Origin of the sequence: Vibrio harveyi, assembly GCF_030060435.1 — a bacterium.
In the GTDB taxonomy this organism is placed as follows: Bacteria; Pseudomonadota; Gammaproteobacteria; order Enterobacterales; family Vibrionaceae; genus Vibrio; species Vibrio harveyi.
The window spans coordinates 1,666,095-1,691,762 of sequence record NZ_CP125876.1 but is presented as its reverse complement, the minus strand read 5'-3'; the positions used below and the strand labels follow the sequence as shown (position 1 = coordinate 1,691,762).

The following is a 25,668-nucleotide window of genomic DNA, read 5'->3' as shown; positions in this document are numbered from 1 at the left end:
GATCAGGCAAAAAACATATGAAACAGACGGCTTACGTTAAAAACATAGAAGTCATCATGACGACTTTCAAGGCGGTTTAATTGCCTTTACACGACAACATGCGGATATTGTGAAAGAAATGCGAGTTGAGACAAAAACCTCCGATTATTCAGAGGCTTTATGTGTTACGTTTCATTTGACGGAGGGGCACAACAAAGACTGACGATACGCTTTAGGCGTGAGATTCATCATTCGCTTAAACGCGCGGGTGAAGTGAGCAGAATCTGAATAGCCTGTTTTGAGTGCAATGTGCGTAATACTGAGGTCTCGGTCCGCTAACAGTTCCAGCGTTTGTTTAAGTACTAACCCTTCGATCACTTCTCGATAAGTTGTGTTCTCGCTCGCCAGCCGTCTTTGAATGGTTCGAGCATTCATATCAATCAGTTCACCAGCAAACTGGATAGAGATCTTTCCCATCGAGAGATAAGGCGTCAGCGCCCTTGCTAATGCATCACTAAACTTATCATTCTCACCACGAAAACTCGTGTTTGGCGCCGTTTGAGATGGCATGAAAGCAATCGGCTGGTTAATCCATTCGTTCGGAATCGAAATAGCAGTAACCGGTCTTCCAGTAAAGAACTGGGCGCTTTTCATCCCAGGCAATAGATTGAATGGCTCGGCTTCTATGTCTTGAATCCCGACCTCCGCCAATCGCCACTGTGAACCCACAAGCTTTTTGAGTAGTTCATTCATAAACATGGCGGAGAACATTTCCGCGTAACGAAACCATTCTCTGTTTGCGTCTTGTTTTTCTCTGACGAGCCACCATTTACCGCCACGCGATACGACCGAAAGACTGACATTATCTGAGATCTGTTTTAGCAGTTGGGAGACTTCTTCTAATGCCGCTTTAAGTGAGTGCGTTTGGGTAATTTGATTGGCAAACCTAGGAACGTAGATATCGTGACAAAGCGTCCAAGTAAGCAAGGCAAACTTCTCGGGCGATGCTCTTTCACCTAAGGTTTGAAATACCGACTTTAATGCACTTTCTGGCACAAACGCATTAGAGGATTGGCTGGATAAGATATCCTGTGGCATACGTGCGGTTTCAAGTAATGAATGAATATCACCATCAAGCTCATTGAGCATCGTGGCAAACAGCTTTACTTCTTCCGAGTGGACCAAAGGAATATCTGTATTGGGCATGAAAGCTATCATCTTAAAATACCAAGGATTATTTTAGTTTAAGCACAAACTTCCGGGCTGTCATTAGTCACAATCCAAGTGCAATTTGATAATGAGAGACGACTCACTCTGAACAGAAGAGCCAACGCACATTGGCATTCAACATAGATCATTGCCTGTTCAAGAACTTGCCAATTCACGCCACAGATACGTTCTATTCACTTTTAAAGCACTATTTAAAGCGCTATTTATACTTCTATGAATGTGATGATTTTCACGCTTTCTTAATCAGCAATCGTTTTCTAGGAATTTTTCCTAGTCGATCTAAGCCCTCCTCTCATGTAGTTAAAAAGAGGACTCTCTACAATCGCCAGCAGTTAAAAGAAAGCGAGCACGCAAGTGCATCACACTAATACAAGAGAGTTCACGATGTTAAAATTCCTTGAACAAGTCCGGAAGCCTACCCTAGACCTTCCAGTCGAAGCGCGTAGAAAAATGTGGTTCAAACCATTTATCCAATCTTACCTAGTGGTATTTATTGGCTATTTGACGATGTACCTGATCCGTAAAAACTTCAACGTCGCACAAAACGACATGATTTCTACTTACGGTTTGTCGATGACAGATCTAGGTTTGATTGGTCTCGGTTTCTCGATTACTTACGGTATCGGTAAGACCGTGGTTTCCTACTATGCCGATGGTAAAAACACCAAGCAGTTCCTTCCTTTCATGCTTATCCTTTCTGGTCTGGCAATGCTTGGTTTCAGTTTCAGCATGGGCGGTGGCAGCGCGAGCTTGTTCTTGATGGTAGCGTTCTACGCACTAAGTGGTTTCTTCCAAAGTACTGGTGGTCCTTCTAGTTACTCGACCATCACTAAGTGGACACCGCGTAACAAACGAGGTTCTTACCTAGGTCTTTGGAACATGTCTCACAACGTAGGTGGTGCGGGTGCTGCAGGTGTGGCTCTGTTTGGTGCAAACTACTTGTTCGACGGTCACGTGATCGGCATGTTCGTGTTCCCTTCTATCATTGCGATCATCGTTGGTTTCATCGGTATGCGCTATGGTAACGACTCTCCGGAAGCCTACGGTCTAGGTAAAGTAGAAGAGCTATTTGATGAAGCAGTCAGCGAAGAAGACGAAGCGGCTGAAGGCAATCAAATGACTAAGAAAGAGATCTTTGTTGAATACGTTCTGAAAAACAAAGTGATCTGGCTACTTTGCTTCGCAAACATCTTCCTTTACATCGTGCGTATCGGTATCGACCAATGGTCAACGGTTTACGCATACCAAGAACTTGGTCTATCAAAAGAAGCAGCAATCTCTGGCTTCACCCTATTCGAAGTGGGTGCGTTAGTCGGCACATTGATGTGGGGTTACTTATCTGACCTTGCGAATGGTCGCCGTGCGCTAGTGGCTTGTGTTTCTTTGGGTTTGATCATCGTATCACTTGAGTTCTACCAACACGCAACCAGTGAGTTCATGTACCTAGCGTCACTATTTGTTCTTGGCTTCCTTGTGTTTGGTCCTCAACTACTTATCGGTGTTGCTGCGGTTGGCTTTGTTCCTAAAAAAGCAATCAGTGTGGCAGATGGCGTAAAAGGCACATTCGCTTACCTAATTGGTGACAGCTTCGCGAAGTTGGGTCTAGGTATGATTGCAGACGGTACACCAATCTTTGGTCTAACGGGGTGGAAAGGCACGTTCGCTGCCCTAGATACCTCAGCAATGATTTGTATTGTTTTGCTTGCTTTCGTTGCTATTGCAGAAGAGAAAAAGATTCGTCAAAACAAGAAGAAGCTTGAACTCGCAGAAAACCAAGCTTAATCAAACAGCGCGCTTTGCTAGTCAAAGCGCGCTAGATCATTAAATAAACTTGGTCAATTTAGTATCATAGTAGGTTTTTATTGAGCTCTCTATATCAAAGGTGCCAAAGGATTGTCTCCTATCTAGCGCCGATTGGTATTGAGCTCATTTTCGTTTGTGTATTGCTGAAGTTTGGTATTTAAGATGATTAACGTAGCGCTTGTTGATGACCATGTCATCGTTCGTTCTGGATTTGCTCAGTTGTTGAGCCTTGAGACAGACATGAATGTTGTAGGTGAATTTAGCTCGGTAGCAGAAGCTCGAGTGGGATTACCTGCGTGCAAGCCAAATGTAGTTATCCTAGATATCTCGATGGCAGACGAAAGTGGGCTTACCCTACTCTCCGAAATCCCTTCAGGCATTGCTTGTGTCATGCTTAGCGTGCACGACTCTCCCGCAATGGTTGAAAAGTCACTTAAACTCGGCGCAAAAGGTTACCTAAGTAAACGTTGTAGTCCTGACGAGTTGATTCAAGCCGTACGAACCAGTGCTTTGGGCGGTTGTTATTTAACGCCTGATATTGCGTTGAAGCTCGCGACACCAAGTGACAAAGCGGCAACGCTGACTCAACTGACTCGCCGAGAAAACGAAGTGTGCCAATTATTGGCTCGTGGTTTAGATGTGAAATCAATCGCCACTGAGCTTGGCTTAAGCCATAAAACCGTTCACGTTCACCGTGCAAACGCCATGGATAAGCTTGGCGTAAAGAACAACGTTGAACTCGCCAAACTGTTCTCGCAAGAGTCGTTTTAATGCGTAGCTACACCATCACCTCCATTTGCGGTTTATTCATGACAGGATGCTCGTGGTTCTGTCTGTGGGTGATCGCTTATTACTTTGTGAACGATGCGGAGCTCGCGATCTTGTTGTTCCCTTTTGCGTTGCGTTTGGGACTAACACTGCATACGCGTACAAAGTATTGGGCAACGATTTATCTCGCCGAATGGGGATTGACCGTTGCTCTTGCTCTACTTCTTGAACAGCCGCAATGGCTAATGGTGTTGGTTGCCAGCTTCCTGAGCATGCCGGTTGTTTACCTTGCTAAGCGTTATTACAAAGGCGATCAGAACCAGCATTTAGCGGTTATGGCGGTCGTGTTACTCGTGACGTCTTGCATTAACGTACTTGCGGTTGGTTATCACGTTCAATCTGTCTACATGGCATGGTTGGCGAGCATTGCGGGCGGTTTGTTGGTTCTGCCAATGTGTTACTTGCTTTGGAACTACCTTTTCCAAAGCCCTTGGTCACCGCTGACCTCGAATTTGTTAGCCAACGAAGTTCAGTTCAAAGTTCGTCATATTCTGCTTTATAGTGTGTTGTTGATTGCCAGCATTTTGGTTCAAACCAGCCTGCCGGATGAGTTAAAACGCTTCGCGCCTTTCTGCATGGCAATCCCAATCATTGTGCTTGCGCTACGCTACGGCTGGCAAGGTGCCTTACTTGCGACCATGTTAAATAGTATTGCGCTGATTGCTGCGCGCAGTGGTGTTTCGAATCTGGAAATCACTGACCTTCTGTTGTCCCTTTCGGCACAAACCTTAACGGGCATCATGCTCGGTTTAGCGGTGCAGAAACAAAAAGATCTTAACCAAAAACTTCGTGGCGAATTGTCGAGAAACCAAACCTTGTCCCGACAACTCGTTCAAGCGGAAGAGTCGGTGCGTCGTGACGTGGCGAGGGAACTGCACGATGAGATTGGTCAGAACATCACGGCTATTCGTACCCAAGCGAGCATCATTAAGCGCGTTGATAACGCAGAAATGAACACACGTTGTGCCGACATGATCGAAAACCTCTCACTTAATGTTTATGACACCACCAAACATCTGCTGAGCAAACTTCGCCCGAAGATGCTCGATGATTTGGATTTGAAAGACTCTGTTCACCAGTTAACCCGTGAAATGGAGTTCGACAATCATGGCACTCGCGTTGTACTTGATTGGCAAGGTGACTATGAGTCTTTGGGCGACACTCTAAAAGTAACCCTATTCCGTTTATGCCAAGAAGCGTTAAACAACGCAGCTAAATACGCGAATGCGACGTCTATCGTAATCGAGCTGTCAATTGACGAGAACATTTCGTTAAACATCGCTGACAACGGCATTGGTTTCAAAACCGAAGACTGCATGAAAGGCATGGGCGTTCGCGGCATGCAAGAACGTGTGCAAGCGCTCGGCGGCAAAATGTATATCTACTCTTTGAACGATCATGTGGATGGCACACAAATCGCCATCACATTACCTAAGGTGTAACGAGCATGTTTGGATTATTTCAGTCTCCGAGCTACAACCAAGCTCCCCTTAGCAAAGACCAGGTAGATGAACGTTATCGTTATTGGCGTCTGCACATCATGCTGGGTATGTATCTTGGTTATGCAGGCTTTTACTTCACTCGTAAAACCTTCAACTACGCTGCACCCGCGATGATTGCTGATTTAGGTTTAGATAAAGCTGATATCGGTATGATTGGTACGCTTTTCTACATCACCTATGGTTTATCGAAGTTTATCTCGGGCACCATTTCTGACCGTTCTAACCCTCGCTTTTTCATGGGTGTCGGTTTAATCGCGACGGGCCTTATCAATATCGCGTTTGGCTTCTCTAGCTCTTTGGTTGCACTCGCTGCTCTTTGGGTGATGAACGCTTGGTTCCAAGGTTGGGGCTGGCCTTCGTGCTCTAAGTTACTTACGACTTGGTATTCGCGCTCAGAACGTGGTTTCTTGTGGGCAATTTGGAACACCGCCCATAACGTAGGCGGCGCTTTAATTCCCCTACTCGTTGGATTTCTTACATTCCATTACAGCTGGCGAGAAGGCTTTATCGTACCGGGCGTTATCGGCGTCATTCTTGGTGTCATTGTTTGTTGGCGCTTACGCGATAAACCGACCACTCAAGGACTGCCAACGGTTGGTCAATGGCGTGATGACAAGTTAGAACTGGCGCAAGAAAATCACGGGCAAGGTCTGAGTTATAAAGAAATCCTCAAACAATACGTGTTCAACAACAAGTACATTTGGTTGCTCGCATTCAGCTATGTACTGGTTTACATCGTGCGCACCGCCATCAATGACTGGGGGAATTTGTACCTGACAGAACAACACCACTACAGTCTAATCAATGCCAACGCAGCATTGTCGATGTTTGAAATCGGTGGCTTTGTTGGTTCTCTAGTAGCTGGTTGGGGATCGGATAAACTGTTCGGTGGTAACCGAGGTCCAATGAACCTCTTGTTTGCTGCAGGCATATTCCTATCTGTCGCAGCGTTGTGGTTGATGCCATTAACTAACTTTGCGTTCCAAGCTGCGGGGTTATTCTCAATTGGCTTCTTCGTATTTGGTCCACAAATGTTGATTGGAATGGCAGCAGCGGAATGTTCACACAAAGATTCCGCTGGTGCTGCAACGGGCTTTGTTGGTTTGTTTGCCTACATGGGTGCCGCACTTTCTGGCTACCCATTAGCATTGATTCTTGAAGAATACAGCTGGACTGGATTCTTTATCACCATCTCGGTATGCGCAGCCGTTATTGGCTTGCTGTTGTTACCGTTCTTACAGGCTCAACCTTCAAGAAAGCCGCTCGCTCCCAAACTTAGGTTGTAGACACCTGATTGTAGAAGCGACTTCTACACCTCTTAGGGTGAGTTAACCGCTCACCCGCCCAATCTCCACTATTTTTTGCTTCCGATTCAGTTCGGAGGGTTTTCTACGGGTAAAATTCATGAATTCGAATACTATTTCATCAAAATGCTTCTTCAAAATGGACAATAAGATCCAAAACTACGACTGGGGAAGCCGCACGGCTATCCACGATTTATTTGGCTTTGCTAACGAAGCTCAACAACCTCAAGCCGAGGTTTGGATGGGTACGCATCCGAATGGTTGCTCTATCGTTAAACAAGGAAGTACTGCCGCTTCGAGTACAATGGTTTCATTATCAGAATTGATCAAACAAGATCCGTCAGCGTTTCTATCGCAAAGCACGGCAGACGCCTTTGGTGACCTACCTTTCCTATTCAAGATTCTTGCAGCAGATAAAGCCTTGTCAATTCAAGTGCACCCAAACAAGCAAGATGCTGAGATCGGTTATGCAAAAGAACAAGAGTTAGCTGTACCGCTGAGTGCATTCAATCGGAATTATAAAGATGCCAACCACAAGCCAGAACTGGTTTACGCCCTAACGGAATATCAAGCAATGAACGGCTTTCGTCCGTTTGATGAAATCATCGCTGAGTTCCGCCTGTGTGACATTCCTGAAATCAACGGCTACCTAGAACAGTTTGAGCTCAATCCCAACCAAGATGGGTTGTGTCAGTTCTTCGTAGAGATTCTTTCCATGGAAGAAGCACGCAAGGTTAACGTAGTGGATCACTTATTATGTTACGCAGCAGCCAACCAAGTACGCCCTGTGTGCGAATTGATTTTAGACCTTGCTGCTCAGTACCCGAATGACGTGGGTTTGTTTGCCCCTTTACTGCTGAATGTTATTACGCTTAAACCCGGTGAAGCCATGTTCTTAAGCGCAAGAACACCTCATGCTTACATTAAAGGCACCGGTCTGGAAATCATGGCGAACTCAGACAACGTACTTCGCGCTGGTTTAACACCAAAACACATGGATGTGGAAGAACTGGTTAAGTGTACCGACTTTATTCCAAAACCGATGAACACGCTGCTAACCAAAGCAGAAATCAAAGGGTGTGAGCATTGCTTCCCTGTTCCTGTACAAGACTTCAAATTCTCTGTGTTCCAAGAGCCAAAAGATCAACAAGTTGAGATGAGCAGTGCGGAAATCTTAATGCCGATCGATGCAGACGTAACGCTTCTTGCAAAAAGCGGCGAAACATTAGTGCTTGGTAAAGGGCAATCGGCTTTCATTCCTGCTTATGTGGGTAGCTATACAATCCGTTGTGAAGGTCGCGTTGCTCGTGCATTTAATGGCTAAGTTCATTTCCTCTTAAAATAAGAATGGCGGAGACTTTTCACCTCCGCCATTCAAACCATTCATTTGTTTGCTAACTCTGTGCTTGAGCCAAACGAATACTTACCAGACTTGCCACCATGATGGCTAAGTAAAAGCTCCCGACTATCGCTTCAAAGAAAACGAAGAACTGAGCCACTGGAACCGTTGGTGAAATGTCACCATAGCCCACTGTCGTTAATGTGATAAAGCTAAAGTACAAAGCATTAAACAAGTTCGACAGCCAAGGTTTTGCTTCTAATCCAGTGAAAGAGCTTGGGAAAAACTCCAACACCAACAAGTAAATCACCGCCCACGCAAGCCCTAGTAGCAGATAGATACAAATCGAACCGATGATGTGGTTTGTCGTGACCGACTTGGTTAACACCACCTGCTTTAGCGCCGAGTATATATGTGAAAACAAGAAAACCAGTAATGCACCTAGCGTCAAAATGGACAGATCTAAATGCTCTAAAAACGACATACCATAGGAGATGACGGCAACAATCAGTAGCACGCCATACCATGTACGATTGGATTTGTTCTTCTTGTTGATGCCTGCAATCGAAGCGCCTAGCGTCACCACCAAAAGGGCGAGAACAAATTCCTGCCCATCTGGATAAAACTGATGCATCACGGCACAGCCGAAAAACAACGCAATGAGTGCAAAGAACAAAAAGTAAAAGTTATCTTCCCTGGTCATCGGTTTCATGATGCCACCTCTGCTTTGTCTTCCTCCTTCGCTTTTTGGTCCATGCTCAGTGCTTTGTTTGCTTCAGTGTCATCTTCATCTAACCAGTTCACCATCAACTGGTAAGTCAGACTCAGTACCACAGCACCAACAAACAGACCTACGATACCAGACATTGCCATACCACCCAGTGCACCCAGCAGTGTCACAAGCATCGGTGTGTCAGAACCACGGCTTAGAAGTACTGGTTTCAGTACCGCATCACTCGCGCTCACCAAAATACACCAAACTAAGAAGATGCCAGCAACCAGTGTTGATTCGACGCTAAACACGTAAATAATCGCAGGAATCAATGCCAGAATCGGAGGCAACTGAACAATCGCAATCAGAATCACAGCAACCATCCAAAGCGCAGCAGCAGGAACGCCAACTGCGACCATACCAACACCCGCCATGACAGATTGAATCAGTGCAACGCCAATCACACCTTGAACGACACTGCGAACGGTCGATTTTGAAAGATCAATCAACGCTTCGCCTTTCTTGTTGGTAAGGCGGTCTGCTAGCTTGGTAAAACCTTTTTGGCAAACTTCAGCATTGCTCATGAACGCACCTGCAATCATGGTCGAAATGATGAACTGGATGAAACCACCACTTACCGAGCCAACAATAGATGCTGCTTGAGAAAGGAAGCCTTTCACTTGCTCGCCATACTTAACCAAGAAGCCTTCCATGTTGGTCGATGCATAGTTAATCGCAACGAACATTTTGTCGCCCACGACAGGGATCTCTTTTAAGCTTTCTTGTGGCTTAGGTACAACTAAGGTGCCATCCTGTAACCCAGTGACGACCTCAGTGCCACTGGTATATAGACCAGATGAGAGCGCGATAAGTGGGATTAAAAGTAACAGCACACCGATAGTACTGAGGAGCGCACTCGCCTTACCTTTTGAAATGCCTAAGCGATTGTGAAGGGACATCATGACTGGGTAGAGCGCGATGGCAATAATGCCGCCCCACACAACCAACATAATGAATGGACTGAGGATAGAGAAACACCACCAGATCAGTAACGCTACGGCTCCGATCTTGATAGCGGCGTCTATCGCCTGTTTAGAGAAATCATTTGAAGCTTTCATAGCGTTACCTTTTCACTGTCTGTTAAGTGTTATGTTTGCAAAAACTTCCATTGTCGGGTTTCCAAAAAGAGTGATGCGAGGATCATGTACGTCCCGACCAACACCAATTGGAAGATTCGGATAAATGTATTGCTGTCGATATCTCCGGAGCTCATTAGCGTGCTGCCGATCAAGACAAGCAAGGTACTGAACGCCGTAACGAATATCGGTGCCTTCTCTGGCACGGTGTAAATCTTCTTCCCTATCAATACCGCCAATAACGCAATAAAGGCGGTGTAAAAGAATATGCTTGGCACAATGGCGAGAATCGAGAAAGCCAAGATGGCAAGTATCCCGCCGATACCGTTACTGATGATTAAGAAGGCGCTTAATTTGACTGACTTCTCTGACGTAATCATCAAAGACAGCAACGCGACAAACATCATGGTGAGCAACGCTTCTGAAATCTGAAAGACAAAGAAGAAGCACACCACAGGAAACGAAATCAACATGGCTCGAAATGAAGCATGCCAACGTTGCTCCTTACCAATCGGTGGAGCCGCATAACCAGCGAACTCACTGTCTGGCTCTGGTAGATAAATATGAACCAGGGCAAAAATCGCCACCGATACCGCACCGGAAATTGCCAAGCCACTCGCGAGCACAACAGAAATTGCTGGGTTATTTATTGCCATAAACGGCAACATCAACACCGCAATCAACAAAATGGTCGCGAACAGATTCCATTTGGGGTCAGTAAACAAGTAGTAACCCCATGCCATCATCAAACCGACGGCAATCAGTAGAACAATTGGGTACTGAGTAATGCCTCCTGAAAGAAGCAACCCCAACCCCATGGTGGCAATCAATGCCAGCAGCAACTCGTAAATCGTTTCTCTATGAAGGTTTGGCTTATCGACCAAGAACTTCGCGGTAAATACCGGCGCGACAAACGCCAGTTGCCAATTAATCCAAGCAGCGAGAAACACCGCCAGACCTACACCAATGGTAAAGCGCAGAATCCGGCGTTGAGTTGCGTTATCAATGCTCAGATTATCGGACATAAGACAGTACGCTCAGTAGACGAATCCAAAGTTTGCCAAGGGTGTTGAACACGAAGTTGTCACCGCTGTAAACAATCACGTCTGCTTGACCGCCAACACGTAGCATTCCCGTTACCTCTTCACGATCAAACTCGATAGCGATCGGTAGCATTTGCGTTTGGCGTAACCAGCCTGTTTGTTGGTTGGCTTGCGCCAGCTTACCCGCTTGTTGGTTTTGTCCCCAATCGACACCCCAGTCGATGCTGCTCACTTTACCTTTGATGACTTTGCCGGGAACAAAATCGAGGGCGATTTCTACTTCGTCACCAATGCTAACGTTGCCTAAGCTGTTTTCACGGAAGTACGCTTCAATCCAAATGTCTTCTGTCGACACAAACGTCATGATTGGCTGACCGGCTGAAGCGTAGAAGCCTTCGGTCAAACTGAAGTTCGAAACACCACCTTGAGTTGGCGCACGAATCACAGTACGTTCTAAGTTCAGTTGAGCTTGCTCAAGTGCCAGCAATGCTGCTTTGACTTGGCTGTTTTCTTCACCTTCTGCGCCAAGTTGTTGCTTCGCTTTTTCAAGATCCGCTTCTGCATTTACTACGTTTGCTCTCGCCGTTGCCAATGATGCTCTCGCTTTGTCCGCGTCTGATTTCGACACAACACCTTTCTCTGCCATGGCAAGAACACGGTTGGCTTGCGCTTCAGTGTTTTGGCGTTCAACAATCGCAGACGTTAATCTTGCTTGAGCCGAAGCGATTGACGCGGTTTGTGCACCAACGTTCTGCCCAGCAATTTCAAGATTCTCTTCAGCTTGCTTTACCGCGATCTCGTAATCAGATTTATCGAGAACGACGAGCTCATCACCTTCTTCAACAAGTTGGTTCGGACGAACATTAATATTGAGGACATTGCCAGAAACCTGGGGCTTTATTGGCACGATATAACCTTTAACACGCGCATTGTCGGTCACTGGAATGATGCGATCTGACACAATGCTGAAGCCGAGCATGACAACAATAAATAAAAGCAGATAGTTGGTGACCGTCTTTACTTTATCTTTTTTATTCGTCTCTTTGTTTTCCGCCACTTCCGTTGGCTGTTTCTCGTTTTCGTTCTCGGACATGTTATCCCCTTGCCATTGAATAGATTGAACATTTTAAGAATATACCGTCCTGTCCAACCTGCCATTAATTGAAGAATAAATAGCGAGCTATATCAAAAACCGTGCGTTATGCGCTAAGATTGGTTGAAGGTCACTTGGGCATACACGGAGTATTCGCTTGATGCCAAATCAAACATTTCATCTACCCGTTATTCAGACTAACTATGCTCGTATTCTGGTCGAGGTCTTTGCCGACTATGGCTTGGACAAACACAAATTGCTCAGTGATGCCGGTTTGCCTGCGGACTTATTCCAGACCGAGAGTGACTACATCCCATCTGAATCGATAAAGCGTTTGATTCATTTAACTTCTTCTCAACTCGGCATTACAAAATTTACCGATTTATTAGTGTTGGTCTTCCGCCGCCGCGTTATACCTAATGTCCTGCATCAGTTTGTGTCGTTTCAAACCATCGGTGAATCAATGCAACACATTGATGAGATATTCAGTTTAGACTCCCCCGGCAGTAATGTTTGTTTCGAAACCCATCATGGTCACGCTTGGTTCTGTCGTTTCTCTGAACAAAAAGACACACAAATTGCGGACTGGTCTGAAGCATTTGCTGTCATTTACATAACGGAACTCATCAGCATTTTGACCAAAACCACTTGGTATCCAAGCAAGGTTCGCCTACAAGGAAGCAACAGTGACATCGTAAAAAGTGTTGTACCTAGCCAATGCCAGATATTCGTAGGTCAAGAGAAGACTGGTGTTTACATTCCCGATGACATTCTTAACGTACCCATTCAAATATCAGACTCACAGTTAGGCACTGAACCAAGTCAGATTCAGTGGCATACGAGTTTTACCGATAGCGTGTTTGAACTCCTGCGCCCTTATGTGCGAGAGCGTAATTTGTCGATAGAAGAAGCGGCTCAATTGCTGAGCTATTCTGTTCGAACCTTTCAAAGAAAGTTAAAGAATGAAGGGACTTCTTTTCGACATATTAAGGAGTCATTGATGTTCTCTGTTTCTTGCGAATTGATGGAAGAAGGACACTCTCTCACTTATATATCCAATCAACTTGGCTACACCAGTATTTCGCACTTTTCGCGCGCCTTTAAAAGAGTGTCCGGGTTATCTCCTAAAGTGTATAAACAGTCTATTGCGCTGAACGCATCCAGCACTTCGTGACGTTATACTGCTCAGTCCATTTGAGGCTTGGTACTTGGTAATTGCTTGAGCTTGGCTTGCATCAGTGTTGCGAGGTCTATCTCATCACACAGCACTTCTACGTCCTGAACTCGAAAGTAAACAATCATACGTTACCCTCAATTGAAAACGTGGGGCTATTATGCCGTGGCGCAAACCAAGTTATTTACCATTTTACGCCACTCAAACACATTTCAATCCAATCATTTGAAGTCTCAAATTAGAGTAATTCATCCACTTTGCACAATCTTTACAATAGGAAGAATTTACCGACTTGCCCGTTTCTTACCTTCCTACGTCGACGTTATGCATGCTTTATAATGCCGTATTTTCAATGCGTTATATTAATACCCCATCGTATTCCTTATTTGTTATCTGATCGAAATCAAGCAATCTTCCGCTCAAGCCGCGCATTGTTCAATTTGAAGCTGAGCAGCCTTTTGTTGCAAAACGTATACACGGGATTGTAATCACGTTTTGTATCACTACAATTCCAAACCAAATGAATAAAGAAACGTTTGTATGCCGAAATTAAATTTAGACAGCGCAAGGAAAAGCTCTGCACTTTCTGAGAATGGAACCTGCGAAAAAGTACAATCGGCATTAGAACCGAAATACCACAAGCCAGGAAAGAAACTTTGCCTCAGTGCAGGTCTGACGGAGAAGCACATTCAACGCCGTTGGAACGTGCTGGAATCGATGACAGACAAAGATCTTCTCTTAGATCCTTTCACGCAATCGCATTACCACCAATACGCCAACAACATTGAGCACTTTATTGGCACGGTAAACGTTCCTGTTGGTGTTGCAGGTCCTTTGCGTATTAACGGTCTGTACGCAAGCGACGACTATTTAGTACCACTTGCAACAACGGAGGCTGCATTGGTGGCGTCTTACAACCGCGGAGCCAACTTAATTACTGCTGCTGGTGGTGCGAGTACCCTTTTGATCAGCGAAGGTGTGAGCCGTACTCCCGTGTTTGGTTTCCAATCACTTGCAGAAGCAGCGCAGTTCGTCAGTTGGGTAGTGACTCAATACGATATCTTCCGTAAAGAAGCGGAATCAACCACTACGCACGGCAAACTCAAAGACATCAACGTTAACATTGAGGGCAATCATGTTTACCTCGTGTTTGAATACGTGACGGGCGACGCGTCTGGTCAGAACATGGTGACCATCGCGACGCACAAAGTATTCCATTACATTCTTGAACACAGTCCAGTCACTCCGCTTGATGCTTACCTAGATGGCAACTTGTCTGGTGATAAAAAAGCCAACGCACACACGTTGCGTTCAGTCCGCGGTAAAAAAGTATCCGCTGAGGTTACAATCCCTGCGGCATTGGTTGAAAAATACCTGCACACGACACCAGATGCCATGGTGAAATTTGGCAAGATGAATACGGTCGGTGGATTACTAAGCGGCACTATCGGTATTAATGCGCACTATGCCAATGCCCTCACCGCTTTGTACATCGCATGCGGACAAGACGCGGCTTGCGTTGCAGAATCAGCAGTTGGTATTACTCGAATGGATGTGGATTCTAACGGCAATCTATATGCCTCCGTAACTTTACCAAACATCATGGTTGGAACTGTTGGCGGCGGTACTGGCTTACCAACTCAGAAAGCGTGTTTGGATATACTTGGCTTGCATGGAAATGGCAAAGCAAAAGCGTTGGCAGAAGTGGCAGCTGGTCTGTGTTTAGCGGGGGAGCTTTCTATTGTTGGTGCTTTCTGTGCCGATCATTTCTCCCGCGCGCACCATAAGCTAGCAAGAAAATAGTCTCACGAGATCCAATAAAACCACTCTTTTTTAGGCTCTGTTAACCTTTCGAACTGATTTTTGTAGCGAATTGTTGGTTACTTTTACAAGGCAAAGACTTTGCTGTGTAGCTAGCCTACACGAGAAGTTGAGAACGCAATACAAATGACCAACAAACGCTGCCCGAAGGGTTCGGTTAGTCGCTCCCGGCGAAAGTCGTTTTATGCTTTGTTTAGGAATATTTGCTTAGAATGACTAGGCGTTCCAATCCGAACAAAATTTAACCACGAAAGAGCAACAGATCCTCATCGTAGAGTGGTTTCTATTATTAAACCCAAGAAACTACGGTTGCAGCGCACCACTGTATAAATACACAGAACACATAAAACCCTCACCTTTCGTGAACGGTTTAACTCGTCACGCTTGATGGTTTCATTTCTTATTCAAAATTTCTTTAAAAGCTCATAAAACCACAACTAAGTCTTATATCAATTTGCACTTTTCGGTCAAACCTGACTCAAACGTTCTCGTTCTCAAAGTATGAATTCAAAAAAGTTTCATGTTTTATTTGAGATGGCTCACATCACATTGCTCACCGATTATTCAGTCACTTATTATTTTTTCTCTTTAAAAATTAACCTTCAGCAAGACTATTTTCTGCAATTAACAACTTTGATAGTGATTTTTACCGTCTATAATCCGTTCTGCAGCTGCTTGATTTAACTGAATTTATTAATTAGCTCATTAAGAGCTTCATTACTCCCGTTAAATGGATTTAAGTCGTTCCTTTGGGTAAGAGAGTTAACGATGAAACGTCAGAAGCAAAATGAAATTTCTTGTTGGGTATTGGGCTTTGTTGCCATGCTGCTGTTCTTTGTGGGACCAGTGTCGGCTGACGAAGACGACCCTGACCAAGCGACCGCACGATTTTTATATCAAACGACATTTGGTCCAACTCCTGCTTTGATAGACCAGATAAACCAAACCAGTTATGACACGTGGATTACAGAACAAATACTTCTCCCACCCACCTATCACAGTGATCTTTACTTCACTCCTTTCAGCAAAGGAGCTCAAGCAAATAGAGAAAACGCTTGGTATCAAATTGTTTTAACCTCCGAAGATCAACTGCGTCAGAGAATGGCGTTTGCATTAAGTCAGATTCTGGTGGTCTCAAAAAATGGCGGTTTCTTATCGAGCAAGCCAACCGGACTAGTCAGCTATTACGACTTACTCGTTGAGAATGCGTTTGGCAACTATAAGGATTTGTTGCTCAAAGCGGCTAAACACCCTGCAATGGGAAATTACCTATCTATGATGGGGAGTACGAAAGAAAACCCAACAACCGGCGCACTACCTGACGAAAATTTTGCTCGCGAACTGATGCAGCTCTTCACTATTGGGTTATATCAACTCAACCTCGATGGCAGTGTTAAGTTTAATCATGACACCGGGCAACCCCTTGCTACCTATTCACAAAACGATATTCAAGAACTCGCTCGAGCTCTAACTGGCTGGAATAAGCCGGATGTCGACTTTGTGTTACCAATGCGAGTGGTAAACAGCCTTCATGATACCAACGAGAAAGTCGTGCTTGGGTCCACTATCCCTGCTGGTTTAAATGCAGAAGAAGAGCTCGAACTTGTCATTGATATCTTAATGGCTCATGACAACATCGCCCCTTTTGTTTCTAAATTGCTCATTCAGCGATTTGTCACCTCAAACCCAACGCCAGAGTACATTGCTCGCGTTGCTAGTACGTTCAATAACAATGGCAAGGGCGTGAAAGGCGATTTGCGCGCGGTAATTAAAGCAATTCTTCTCGACGACGAAGCTCGAGGATTGACATCGAACCAACCAATTAAAGTTAAAGAGCCAATCTTGGTCATCACTAATTTCCATCGCGCTGCTGGTTTTACTCTGACAGCGGCACGTTACGACAACGCAGTATCCTTGATGAATATCGCGAATCAAGGACCATTGCGCTCTCCATCCGTGTTCAACTTCTACTCTCCTGATTATCAGCCGTCAAAAGACTTTGTCTTTAATGGTTTAGTTGCACCGGAATATGAACTGTTTGATTGGTCGGTATACACCGAACTGGTGAACTTCATGCTTTATAGCGTGCGCAAAGGTTCCGAATCGACTTACACGCTCAATATGGATGAACTTTATCAACTCCTCGATGACCATAACGCTTTGGTTGATCGTGTCGACATGCGTTTCTTTGCCGGAACCGCTTCACCAGAGCTAAAACAACTCATGATTGAGGTGCTCGATAATTACCAAACCAGTTACGTACCGAAAACCAAACTTGCTTTAGTGATTTTCACAGCAATTTCGGGCAGCGAATTCTACATTCAAGATTAGGAGCGGATTATGAAACTCTCACGACGCAACTTTATGAAAGGTACCGCTTCTTTGGGTGCTTTTGCTTCTGTCGGCTTATCAGGCTACGCACTCGCAACACCGAGCAATGACTTCCGTGCTTTGATCTGTGTTTATATGGATGGCGGTAACGATGCAATCAATACCTTCTTGCCACTCTCCGACTTTCATTATGATCAATATGCCAGCGTGCGCGGTAAGTTATCGGTCGCAAAAAATACCGTCATTCCGATTGGCTTAAACGCCAGAGATAATCGAGGAAATGACGTGCCTTTGGGGATGCACCCTAAGTTGGCTCGATTAGCGGAGGTCTTTGAAAATGGCGATGCGACGGTCGTCCTGAACAGTGGCGTACTTGAACAGCCAATGTCAAAGCAGATGATCGAGTCTGGCGAAGTGCCCTTACCGGATCAACTCTTTTCTCACAACTCGCAGACCAAAACTCTGATGCGTGGCGGTATGGATACGTTTTCAAACCTTGGTTGGGCAGGACGTATGCTCGACATAATGGGACGAACGTCTGAGATTACTCCACTCTACAGTGTTCATGGTGACTCCTTATGGTTGCGCTCACTTGAACATAGGCAAACAGTTTTGAAAAAGGACCGCGCCGTCCAGTTGAGTGCGATTGGAAACCCGCTTTACAAAGAAGTGTACGATCAGTTGTTAGCCACTTCTCCCGATAATCCATTCAGCGGACATTTTAATCTCATGGTGGATGAATCAATGACCATGAGTGGTGTGTTAGCTGAGCAACTGCATAACGTCGACAATGCGCCACTTTTTACCTCTACAACGCTAGGGAAACAGATGCAGACGGTTTACAAGCTTATCGCAAGCCAGAGCCAATTAAACCAACAACGACAAGTGTTCTTTGTTAAACATACCGGTTACGACGTTCATGATTCACAGCTTTCAAAACATCCTGCATTGCTAGAAGACTTGGCGACTAACCTGTTCGCTATGTATCGCGCTATTGATACACTTGGAATTCGTGACAATGTCACTACATTTACCATGTCTGACTTTGGGCGACGCATGACAAATAATGGCAATGGTACCGACCATGGCTGGGGTGGACATCAATTTGTGATGGGAGGCGCGGTAAATGGTTCTCAACCAATTGGAACTTGGCCCGAATTGATACTAGGTGGTGAAGATGATTACTCTAAAGGGCGTTTGATTCCAAGAATCGGCACTGATCAAGTAGGTGCAACCTTAGCTCAATGGATGGGCATTACTGATGGGACAGCAATGGATTACGTGTTCCCAAATATACGCAACTTCCCTTCCTCTAACCTTGGCTTTATGTCATAGCTGCTGCAATCCAGTACGCAAAAAAAGGGAGCATTATGCTCCCTTTCATTTATTGAGTTTGATATCTCATTTAAGCGTCTTCGCTGCGTGGTCGTTCATTACATAGCTTGATTGCACGCTCTAGAAGTTCTAATGCGGTCTTATCGCTTTCTGGTAATGCCGCTTCACTTTCGCCAATTGGCGTTACGCGGTCACCCCATTTCAACACAGCAGCGCCCCATGTCAAACCAGCGCCAAATGCAGCCAATAACATGTTATCACCCGGCTTCACGCGACCTTGCTCAAGAGCTTCACACAATGCGATTGGCACTGTTGCTGCTGATGTGTTGCCGTAGTTTTGAATATTCACGAACGCTTTTTCTTGTGGGATACCAGAAAGGTCACACAGCGTTTGGATGATACGTATGTTCGCTTGGTGCGGGATTACCACGTCGATTTGATCTGTAGTTAACTCTGAAGCTTTCAGAACCGTTTTCGCAGCCAACCCCATGCCTTTAACTGCACGTTTAAATATCTCTTGACCAACAAAGTTGAAATCCCAATAACCGTTGTCTTCAGCGAAGCGGTCCATGCATGTACCAAACTTAGGAACAGAGAGAATGTCTCGCCCTTTTGCATCACAACCAATTTGTGATTGCAGAAGACCCGTTTCTTGCTCCGTACGTGTCAGAACGACTGCACCAGCGCCATCACCGAACAATACTGCCGTATCACGCATTGCCCAGTCGATGTAGAAAGAAAGACGTTCCGCACCAATGATGATCGCATTACGGTAGTTGCCCGACTGGATCAAACGCGTACCAGTTTCAAGACCGTAGACAAAACCCGTACACGCCGCGTTTAAATCGAACGCGGCAGCAGACCGAATACCAAGGTTTTGTTGCACCTTAGAGGCAATGTTTGGAATAAGAGAATCAGGAGAGCATGTCGCAACAATGATAAGGTCGATGTCACTCGCTTCCACGCCAGCACGAGCCATCGCATGTTGCGCAGCTACCGTTGCCATGTCCGACGTATTTACGTGGCTAATGCGACGGTTTTCAATACCAGTACGGGTGCGAATCCATTCATCTGAAGTTTCAAGGAAAGTGCTAAGGTCGTCGTTAGAGAGCGAAGCTGGTGGAAGGCATTTTCCCCAGCCAGTAATTTCAGCGTAGTAATTTGTCATCGCAGACCTATTCATTGTTGTATTTTAATGAAATTTCTTAGAACCTGTTCGGGTCCAAATACAAACCTGTCATATCGTATTTCGGCAGGCTAAAAAATAAGTATACAAATTATGAAGCAGACTGGTAAGTCATGTTTTCATCAAGTTGTCATAAAGGAAGAAGTCATGTCATCGTTTAAAACTCGTTGCCCGTCTTGTGGCGGTTTAAATCGTGTCCCTAATGAGCGAGTTGCAGAAGCTGCAAGTTGCGGTAAATGTAAGAACGCTTTATTTGATGGTGCGCCTGTAGAAGGCACCATCGATAACTTCTCAGCACTACTAGAGAGTGACACTCCAGTTGTGGTTGATTTCTGGGCACCATGGTGCAATCCATGTGTTGGTTTTGCTCCTGTTTTCTCGGATGTCGCACAAGAACAGACCGGAAACGCTCGTTTTGTCAAGATTGATACTGAGGCTCAACAACAATTGGCGGCTCAATTCGGTATTCGTAGTATCCCTACCATCATGGTTTTTAAGAATGGACAACGCGTTGACATGATCAACGGAGCATTACCAAAAACTCAATTCGATCAGTGGCTAAATCAAGCACTTAACAAATAAACCCCGTCGCCAGCATCGCTCTCGGGCTGGCGTTTTTATGCAGCATTTCCTCATAGAATTTCGATAAATAACTTTTGTCGAAACGACTCAAATATATCGTTTTACTTGCCTATTAATTAGCCTCATATTCGCGCCAAATAACCCCTGATTTTTACTTAACTTATAGGCGCAAAACATTGGAAAACACAGCCATTCCTGCAGCATCACCACGAGTCACAGTTCCTGTCGTAGCACTGTCTCTTTATGCAGTGGCATCAGGCTATTTGATGAGCTTGATCCCTCTTATGCTTGGTGAATACAACATCTCTGCTGATTACGCGAGTTGGTTGGCGAGTGTGTTCTATGGCGGTCTATTGTTTGGCGCCATGTTCTTTGAGCGAATCGTTCGCAGCGTTGGGCACCGTAAAGCGTTTGTCGGTAGCTTGGCAGCCTTTTCTCTGACAATCATCGTTTTGCCGATTATTCCTAATGGTATGGTATGGCTATTTGCACGCTTTATTGCGGGCATCGCAGTAGCGGGCGTATTCGTCATCGTAGAATCATGGCTAATGTCTGGCGATGAATCCTCACGCGCAAAACGTTTGAGTCTATACATGCTTTCTTTGTACGGCGGTTCTGCGCTTGGTCAATTTGGCATTGGCATTCTTGGCGTAAGTGGTGGCGTCCCTTTTGTTGCCATCACGACACTGATCTTGATGGCGATGCTAGTGCTACTATTCATCGACTGTGAACAACCAAACAGCCATGAGTCTACTGCACTGTCGTTCAAACAGATTTCAAAACTAAGCCACGCAGCAATCATTGGTTGTGTTGTTTCTGGTCTTACTCTGGGAGCTATTTACGGTCTGATGCCAGTAGAGCTCGCAAACCGTAAAATCAGCCACCAAGACATTGGTACTTTGATGGCGTTAGTGATTCTGGGCGGTATGTTGGTTCAACCTATGGTGACAACCTTAAACAAGTACATGGCACGTACTGTACTAATGGCGTTCTTCTGCATCCTTGGCATTTTCTCTATCGGACTGACTTTCATTTCTTCGTCAGCGGTGGTGTTGGCAGTGGCGTTGTTCCTATTAGGCATGGCGACATTCGCTCTATACCCAATAGCGATTAACCTAGGTTGTGAAGGCTTAGACGAGCGTTTCATCGTGTCTGCAACGCAAGTCATGTTGTTTAGCTACAGCGTGGGGTCAGTAGCAGGTCCAGTGGTTGCTGATAAATTTATGGGTCAAATGCACGGTTTGTTGGGCTACTTATTTGCAGCATTACTTGCAACTTGCATTTACATGCTAATCGCAGCAACTAAATCCAAGCACCAAATGGCGGCAGGTTTGTAATTTTTAACCTGTCCCAACCAGACAAAAGAAACGAGGGTTCATGCCCTCGTTTTTTGTTTCTGAAATACTCTACTCTTTAAATCATTGGGGAATTAAAGCGGCTCATTAGTTTTGATTCTCCAATAATTTCTTGCGATAACGTGTTGGCGAACTGCCGTAGAACTTTTTAAATCGGTGCGTGAAGTTGTAAGGATCACGATAACCCAATCGGTTTGCTATCATGACAACCGACCAAGCTGGATACTGTAATAAGTCCGCCGCTTTGTGCATGCGAAGCTCAATTAACTTGCTCCTCGGACTCATGTTGAATAATTGTTTGGACAGTCGGTTAAACTGCTCTTCACTTATAAAACATCGCTTTGCCATCTCGGCGACCGTCCAAGGTAGGTGCAGTTGCCCTTCCACTTCATTAAATAATGTTTGAACGCGAGAAAGCGAGCTACTGATAGGCGTTTCGACGCTTTTGACTAAACGTTGTACTTCGCTGATCAATAACTGACGAAAACCAGTACGACCGCCTATCTCATTGTAGAGCAAGGTCATTAACGCCCAAATTTGCTCTGAACCTTGGAAAGGCATGACCGTCTGACCAAGATCCGACAGATGCCGCCAAGAACCTGCATTCTGAGGTAGTAGCCAAACCATTTTCCAATGATCTTTGTCAGGATTCATTTCAAACCGAAAGCACGTATCGACAGGCAAAATGGTCAGCGTATAAGGTTCTATCTCTTTGACAGAATTGGGGGTTATCAGAACGCCACCACCTTCAACCGTAAACAACAAAGTATGCACACCAACTTTGTTTCTTTCGACATGATAACCATCACGTAACTCAGCCAAGCCTGCCATAAAAATGTCTGCACGATGCCACTCAGGAATCTCTGTCAAAGTGAGGAAGCGTTCCTTACATGCAGGAGCCAAGTACACGTCATCTTGCCATTCCGTTTTGGTTGCAAATTGCCCAATGACGGATTTGCACAGCTTTTGTGGTTTTTCACACATGTATTTCCTTTCCTATACGCTTTATATTCCTCTCAAAATTTGAGGAATGACTATGGCAAACAACATTGGTATCAAAAATAGTGCTTACCCTTTATATAACGGGCTACTTAAGCAGATTGTCCGTTTGGGTTTTCCTGTCGCTATCCAGAGTGCTTTGGTAGCAATACTTGCCTTAGCCGATGTTCTCATGGTTAGCGATTTTGGTAAAGAAGCAACCGCAGCTGTGGGAATTGCATCAAAATGGCATTTTGTCGCCATTATGATCATGGCAGGTTTAGCATCTGCAAATGGCACACTTGTTGCGCAATATTGGGGACGAGACGATGCCGTAAGTGCAAAAACCGTCACTGGTATTGCGATTCGTTTTGGTCTAAAGGTGCTTATTCCTGTCACTCTAGTTATCACAGTTGGCAGCGAAGTGATCATGCGCCTACAAACCAGCGATATTCAAGTCATTGACCTTGGTTCTACCTACCTTTGGTATGCGTTCCCTGTGTTGCTACTGACTCACATCATTATTGTATTAGAAGCCAGCATGCGCTCTTCTGGTGACACCGTCACTCCGCTATTAATGGGAGCAATGACTATTGTGCTCAATATCGCTCTGAACTTTTGGCTCATTAAAGGCGGGCTAGGTATACCTGCAATGGGTGTTGCAGGTGCGGCATTAGCGACGACGATTTCTCGCTTATTCCAAGTGCTAGCCATGATTGGCTATATGCGTTGGCGTAAACATTGGTTATTGGAAGTAAAAGAAGGGGCTGAACGCCCGTCTTTGTGGCTCTCTTATCGCCGTTTGGCATTACCAATGACCTTAGGCGCGCTACTTTGGGCCATTGGTACGATGGTGTATCAAATGATTTTTGGTCACATGGGCACGACAGAACTCGCGGTGTTTAGCATGTTAGGTCCATTTGAATCTCTGTGTTACTCCATCTTTTTTGGAATCTCTGTTGCGTGTTCAGTGATGATTGGACAGTCGTTAGGGCGTGATGCCTTTGAGCAAGCTCAGCACATGGCAAGCTTCTTCATTAAAGCGGTGTTTGTGTTTGGTATTTCGATTGGTGCATTACTGCTACTAAATCGAGAGTTAATCATTGCAGCATTGAACCTAGATAACCCAGAACTTTACCCACTCGCGGCACCCGCAGTCGTGATTTTATGTAGCGCGATTTGGCTCCGCATGCTCAACATGATCATCATAAACGGCATTATTCGAGCGGGTGGCGATAACGTCTTTTGTTTACGCATGGACTTTATCGCGATGTGGATGACTGGATTGCCTTTGTGCGCCGTCGCCGCGTTCGTCTTAGACTGGGAGTTTAAATACGTTTACGCACTAATGATCGCAGAAGAAGTAGTGAAATTGGCACTGTGTTATCGTCGATACACGCAAAAGTATTGGATCAAGAATCTCACCGTTGTTACGACTTCTTAGTACGTTTTTAACTAGGCTTCTTGGCTTCGCGTTCTGCACTCATTCGTTTGTGGCGATTCGACACATTTGCAGCTGGTTTATTTGGAACCTCACGCTTCTCATGCACCAAGTGCCGAATCGCTAAGATCGGATGCTTGAGTAACATTCTCGGTCCTGAATAACGCATCACTAAACGCATTTGCTCTTTAGGCTCCGGTTTATAGCAATGTATTGGGCATTTATTGCAAGTCGGCTTGTCTTCTCCGTAAGGACAACGATCAAGCCGAACTTCCGCATATTCTAACAATTCGCGACATTCCGCGCATAGCTCACCTTTTGTGCCATGGTGGTCTTTACAGTAAACCTCGACCATCGCCTTGACGGTTTTAAATTCAGTGGCGAGTTTACCTAACAAAATGTCGCTCATTTTTTTCCTCTAACTAAAACAGATTCATACCCAAGTGACTTCAAGATGCAGGATTCAGAGCCCTATCATTGATTCGAGAGCAAAGAAAACTACGCCGTGTAATAGCAAGCTCTTTCCAAGTTGTTTGACGTAGCCATTTGTTTGACTAAAAAACCAAGTCATTCACGCTGAACCTAGTATCTCAGGTTACTTGGTATAACCCAGAGACCTTAACAATAAGGCTTTAACTAAAAGGACATTAGTTACTTATCTGGTTACAACTCCTTCGTATAGAGCTGTAAAGTTCGACCATTATCGTAAGTCTGCTCAACGCGTTCAAACTGAAAACCCAATTTTTCTAGCAAACTTATACTGCGAATATTGTCATTATTGGTGATAGCGACCAAGTTTTCTATATTCATTTCCTCACGAGCAAAATCCACGACGACACTTGCGGCTTCTTTCGCGTAACCTTTGCCATAAGCGCTAGGCAGATAACCGTAACCAATATCAAACGCTGTTAATGTATCGCGTTTAACCAAACCACAAATGCCAACTGGCTGTTTATCATGGTTGGTTTCAACCACCAGCAAACTGACACCCTTAAGTTCCTGCATTCTTAACATGTTATCTTGGATGTAACGCTTGGCTTCTTCTAGGGTTCGAATTTGTTTGTCACCGACGAAACGATAAAAGTCTGGCTGGTTGTAGAGTTCTAAAATAAACGGCGCATCTTCTACACTGACAAGACGCAGTGTGAGGCGCTTGGTAGTAAGTGTTTTCATAGGGAATCCATTAGGGTTGTAACTTGGCGGAAAAATCACTATCCTGCCCCGCTAAATTAAAGGACCAACACCATGAACCGCAAGAAGAAAATTAATTCGATTTTAAAAGCGAAGCAGAAAAAACAAAATGCAAAGCTTCATAAGAGCAATAAGCCTCGCTACATCTCAAAAGCAGAACGCGCGAAGATGGAAGCGGAACAGCAAGCTAATGAGCAAACTTCACAAGCCACTGAAGAAACTCAAGCAACAGACGAAGCATAAAAGAAAAGCCGCATAACGCGGCTTTTTTTATCCAAATTTAACGTGCTTATTTGTATCTCAGA

General features: G+C 45.0%; 22 protein-coding genes. 13 read left to right on the top strand and 9 right to left on the bottom strand.

Annotation, left to right across the window (positions count from 1 at the left end; all coding sequences use genetic code 11):
* Window positions 1-171 precede the first annotated feature (171 nt).
* Window positions 172-1,185, bottom strand: a complete 1,014-nt coding sequence (locus QMY49_RS24100; RefSeq protein WP_283314870.1) for a helix-turn-helix transcriptional regulator — start codon at window positions 1,183-1,185, stop codon at window positions 172-174.
* Between the two features lie 408 nt (window positions 1,186-1,593).
* On the opposite strand from QMY49_RS24100, the gene uhpT reads away from it, so the two are divergent.
* From uhpT to manA, 5 genes are all read left to right on the top strand, one after another.
* Entirely contained in the window at window positions 1,594-2,991 is a 1,398-nt protein-coding gene (gene uhpT, locus QMY49_RS24095; protein WP_005446907.1) for a hexose-6-phosphate:phosphate antiporter UhpT, read from the top strand.
* A 183-nt stretch (window positions 2,992-3,174) separates the two neighbouring features.
* Window positions 3,175-3,783, top strand: coding sequence for a response regulator transcription factor UhpA (gene uhpA / locus QMY49_RS24090; RefSeq protein ID WP_050925518.1), 609 nt, complete (start codon window positions 3,175-3,177; stop codon window positions 3,781-3,783).
* Entirely contained in the window at window positions 3,783-5,282 is a 1,500-nt protein-coding gene (gene uhpB, locus QMY49_RS24085; RefSeq protein WP_283314865.1) for a signal transduction histidine-protein kinase/phosphatase UhpB, read from the top strand. The genes uhpA and uhpB overlap by 1 nt, the downstream gene beginning before the upstream one ends.
* 5 nt (window positions 5,283-5,287) lie before the next feature.
* Window positions 5,288-6,628, top strand: coding sequence for an MFS transporter (uhpC, locus tag QMY49_RS24080; protein ID WP_005435249.1), 1,341 nt, complete (start codon window positions 5,288-5,290; stop codon window positions 6,626-6,628).
* A gap of 118 nt (window positions 6,629-6,746) precedes the next feature.
* Window positions 6,747-7,970, top strand: coding sequence for a mannose-6-phosphate isomerase, class I (gene manA / locus QMY49_RS24075; protein WP_283314861.1), 1,224 nt, complete (start codon window positions 6,747-6,749; stop codon window positions 7,968-7,970).
* Window positions 7,971-8,040: 70 nt separating this feature from the next.
* Here manA and QMY49_RS24070 read toward each other — a convergent pair whose 3' ends face one another.
* Genes QMY49_RS24070 through QMY49_RS24055 form a run of 4 tightly spaced genes read right to left on the bottom strand, consistent with a single transcriptional unit; the run spans window position 8,041 to window position 11,969 of the window.
* On the bottom strand, window positions 8,041-8,697 hold the full coding sequence (locus QMY49_RS24070) for a potassium channel family protein (protein WP_005446913.1): 657 nt from the start codon (window positions 8,695-8,697) through the stop codon (window positions 8,041-8,043).
* Window positions 8,694-9,815, bottom strand: a complete 1,122-nt coding sequence (locus tag QMY49_RS24065; protein ID WP_050938032.1) for an AI-2E family transporter — start codon at window positions 9,813-9,815, stop codon at window positions 8,694-8,696. The genes QMY49_RS24070 and QMY49_RS24065 overlap by 4 nt, the downstream gene beginning before the upstream one ends.
* 29 nt (window positions 9,816-9,844) lie before the next feature.
* On the bottom strand, window positions 9,845-10,858 hold the full coding sequence (locus QMY49_RS24060) for a DUF2955 domain-containing protein (RefSeq protein WP_283314857.1): 1,014 nt from the start codon (window positions 10,856-10,858) through the stop codon (window positions 9,845-9,847).
* Window positions 10,848-11,969 (bottom strand): HlyD family secretion protein, encoded by a 1,122-nt coding sequence (locus QMY49_RS24055; protein ID WP_017819644.1) that lies wholly within the window; start codon window positions 11,967-11,969, stop codon window positions 10,848-10,850. The genes QMY49_RS24060 and QMY49_RS24055 overlap by 11 nt, the downstream gene beginning before the upstream one ends.
* Before the next feature lie 160 nt (window positions 11,970-12,129).
* Here QMY49_RS24055 and QMY49_RS24050 point away from each other — a divergent pair, with 160 nt between their 5' ends.
* The 4 genes from QMY49_RS24050 (at window position 12,130) to QMY49_RS24035 (ending at window position 18,630) form a co-directional block, all read left to right on the top strand.
* Complete coding sequence (locus tag QMY49_RS24050; protein WP_017189079.1) at window positions 12,130-13,143, top strand: helix-turn-helix domain-containing protein; 1,014 nt, start codon at window positions 12,130-12,132, stop codon at window positions 13,141-13,143.
* Window positions 13,144-13,683: 540 nt separating this feature from the next.
* Window positions 13,684-14,946, top strand: coding sequence for a hydroxymethylglutaryl-CoA reductase (locus QMY49_RS24045; protein WP_005446918.1), 1,263 nt, complete (start codon window positions 13,684-13,686; stop codon window positions 14,944-14,946).
* Window positions 14,947-15,732: 786 nt separating this feature from the next.
* Window positions 15,733-17,295 (top strand): DUF1800 domain-containing protein, encoded by a 1,563-nt coding sequence (locus tag QMY49_RS24040; protein WP_283314855.1) that lies wholly within the window; start codon window positions 15,733-15,735, stop codon window positions 17,293-17,295.
* Window positions 17,296-17,304: 9 nt separating this feature from the next.
* Entirely contained in the window at window positions 17,305-18,630 is a 1,326-nt protein-coding gene (locus QMY49_RS24035; RefSeq protein WP_283314854.1) for a DUF1501 domain-containing protein, read from the top strand.
* Between the two features lie 70 nt (window positions 18,631-18,700).
* Here QMY49_RS24035 and QMY49_RS24030 read toward each other — a convergent pair whose 3' ends face one another.
* Window positions 18,701-19,798, bottom strand: coding sequence for a ketoacyl-ACP synthase III (locus QMY49_RS24030; protein ID WP_017189083.1), 1,098 nt, complete (start codon window positions 19,796-19,798; stop codon window positions 18,701-18,703).
* A 165-nt stretch (window positions 19,799-19,963) separates the two neighbouring features.
* Here QMY49_RS24030 and trxC point away from each other — a divergent pair, with 165 nt between their 5' ends.
* Window positions 19,964-20,398, top strand: coding sequence for a thioredoxin TrxC (gene trxC / locus QMY49_RS24025; protein ID WP_005446926.1), 435 nt, complete (start codon window positions 19,964-19,966; stop codon window positions 20,396-20,398).
* 176 nt (window positions 20,399-20,574) lie between these two features.
* The gene (locus tag QMY49_RS24020) at window positions 20,575-21,735 is read left to right on the top strand and encodes an MFS transporter (RefSeq protein ID WP_005446927.1); all 1,161 of its coding nucleotides are present in this window, start codon (window positions 20,575-20,577) and stop codon (window positions 21,733-21,735) included.
* Window positions 21,736-21,840: 105 nt separating this feature from the next.
* Here the strand turns inward: QMY49_RS24020 and QMY49_RS24015 are convergent, their stop codons facing one another.
* Entirely contained in the window at window positions 21,841-22,737 is an 897-nt protein-coding gene (locus QMY49_RS24015; RefSeq protein ID WP_283314852.1) for a helix-turn-helix domain-containing protein, read from the bottom strand.
* 52 nt (window positions 22,738-22,789) lie between these two features.
* Between QMY49_RS24015 and QMY49_RS24010 the strand changes: the two genes are divergently transcribed.
* Window positions 22,790-24,175, top strand: coding sequence for an MATE family efflux transporter (locus QMY49_RS24010; RefSeq protein WP_283314849.1), 1,386 nt, complete (start codon window positions 22,790-22,792; stop codon window positions 24,173-24,175).
* A 7-nt stretch (window positions 24,176-24,182) separates the two neighbouring features.
* On the opposite strand, the gene QMY49_RS24005 is transcribed toward QMY49_RS24010, so the two are convergent.
* Complete coding sequence (locus QMY49_RS24005; protein ID WP_005446930.1) at window positions 24,183-24,581, bottom strand: nitrous oxide-stimulated promoter family protein; 399 nt, start codon at window positions 24,579-24,581, stop codon at window positions 24,183-24,185.
* Between the two features lie 254 nt (window positions 24,582-24,835).
* A complete protein-coding gene (locus QMY49_RS24000; RefSeq protein ID WP_017819651.1) occupies window positions 24,836-25,345 on the bottom strand; it encodes a GNAT family N-acetyltransferase in 510 nt (169 codons plus the stop codon).
* 72 nt (window positions 25,346-25,417) lie between these two features.
* On the opposite strand from QMY49_RS24000, the gene QMY49_RS23995 reads away from it, so the two are divergent.
* Window positions 25,418-25,606, top strand: a complete 189-nt coding sequence (locus QMY49_RS23995; protein ID WP_005446933.1) for a DUF2986 domain-containing protein — start codon at window positions 25,418-25,420, stop codon at window positions 25,604-25,606.
* Window positions 25,607-25,668 lie beyond the last annotated feature (62 nt).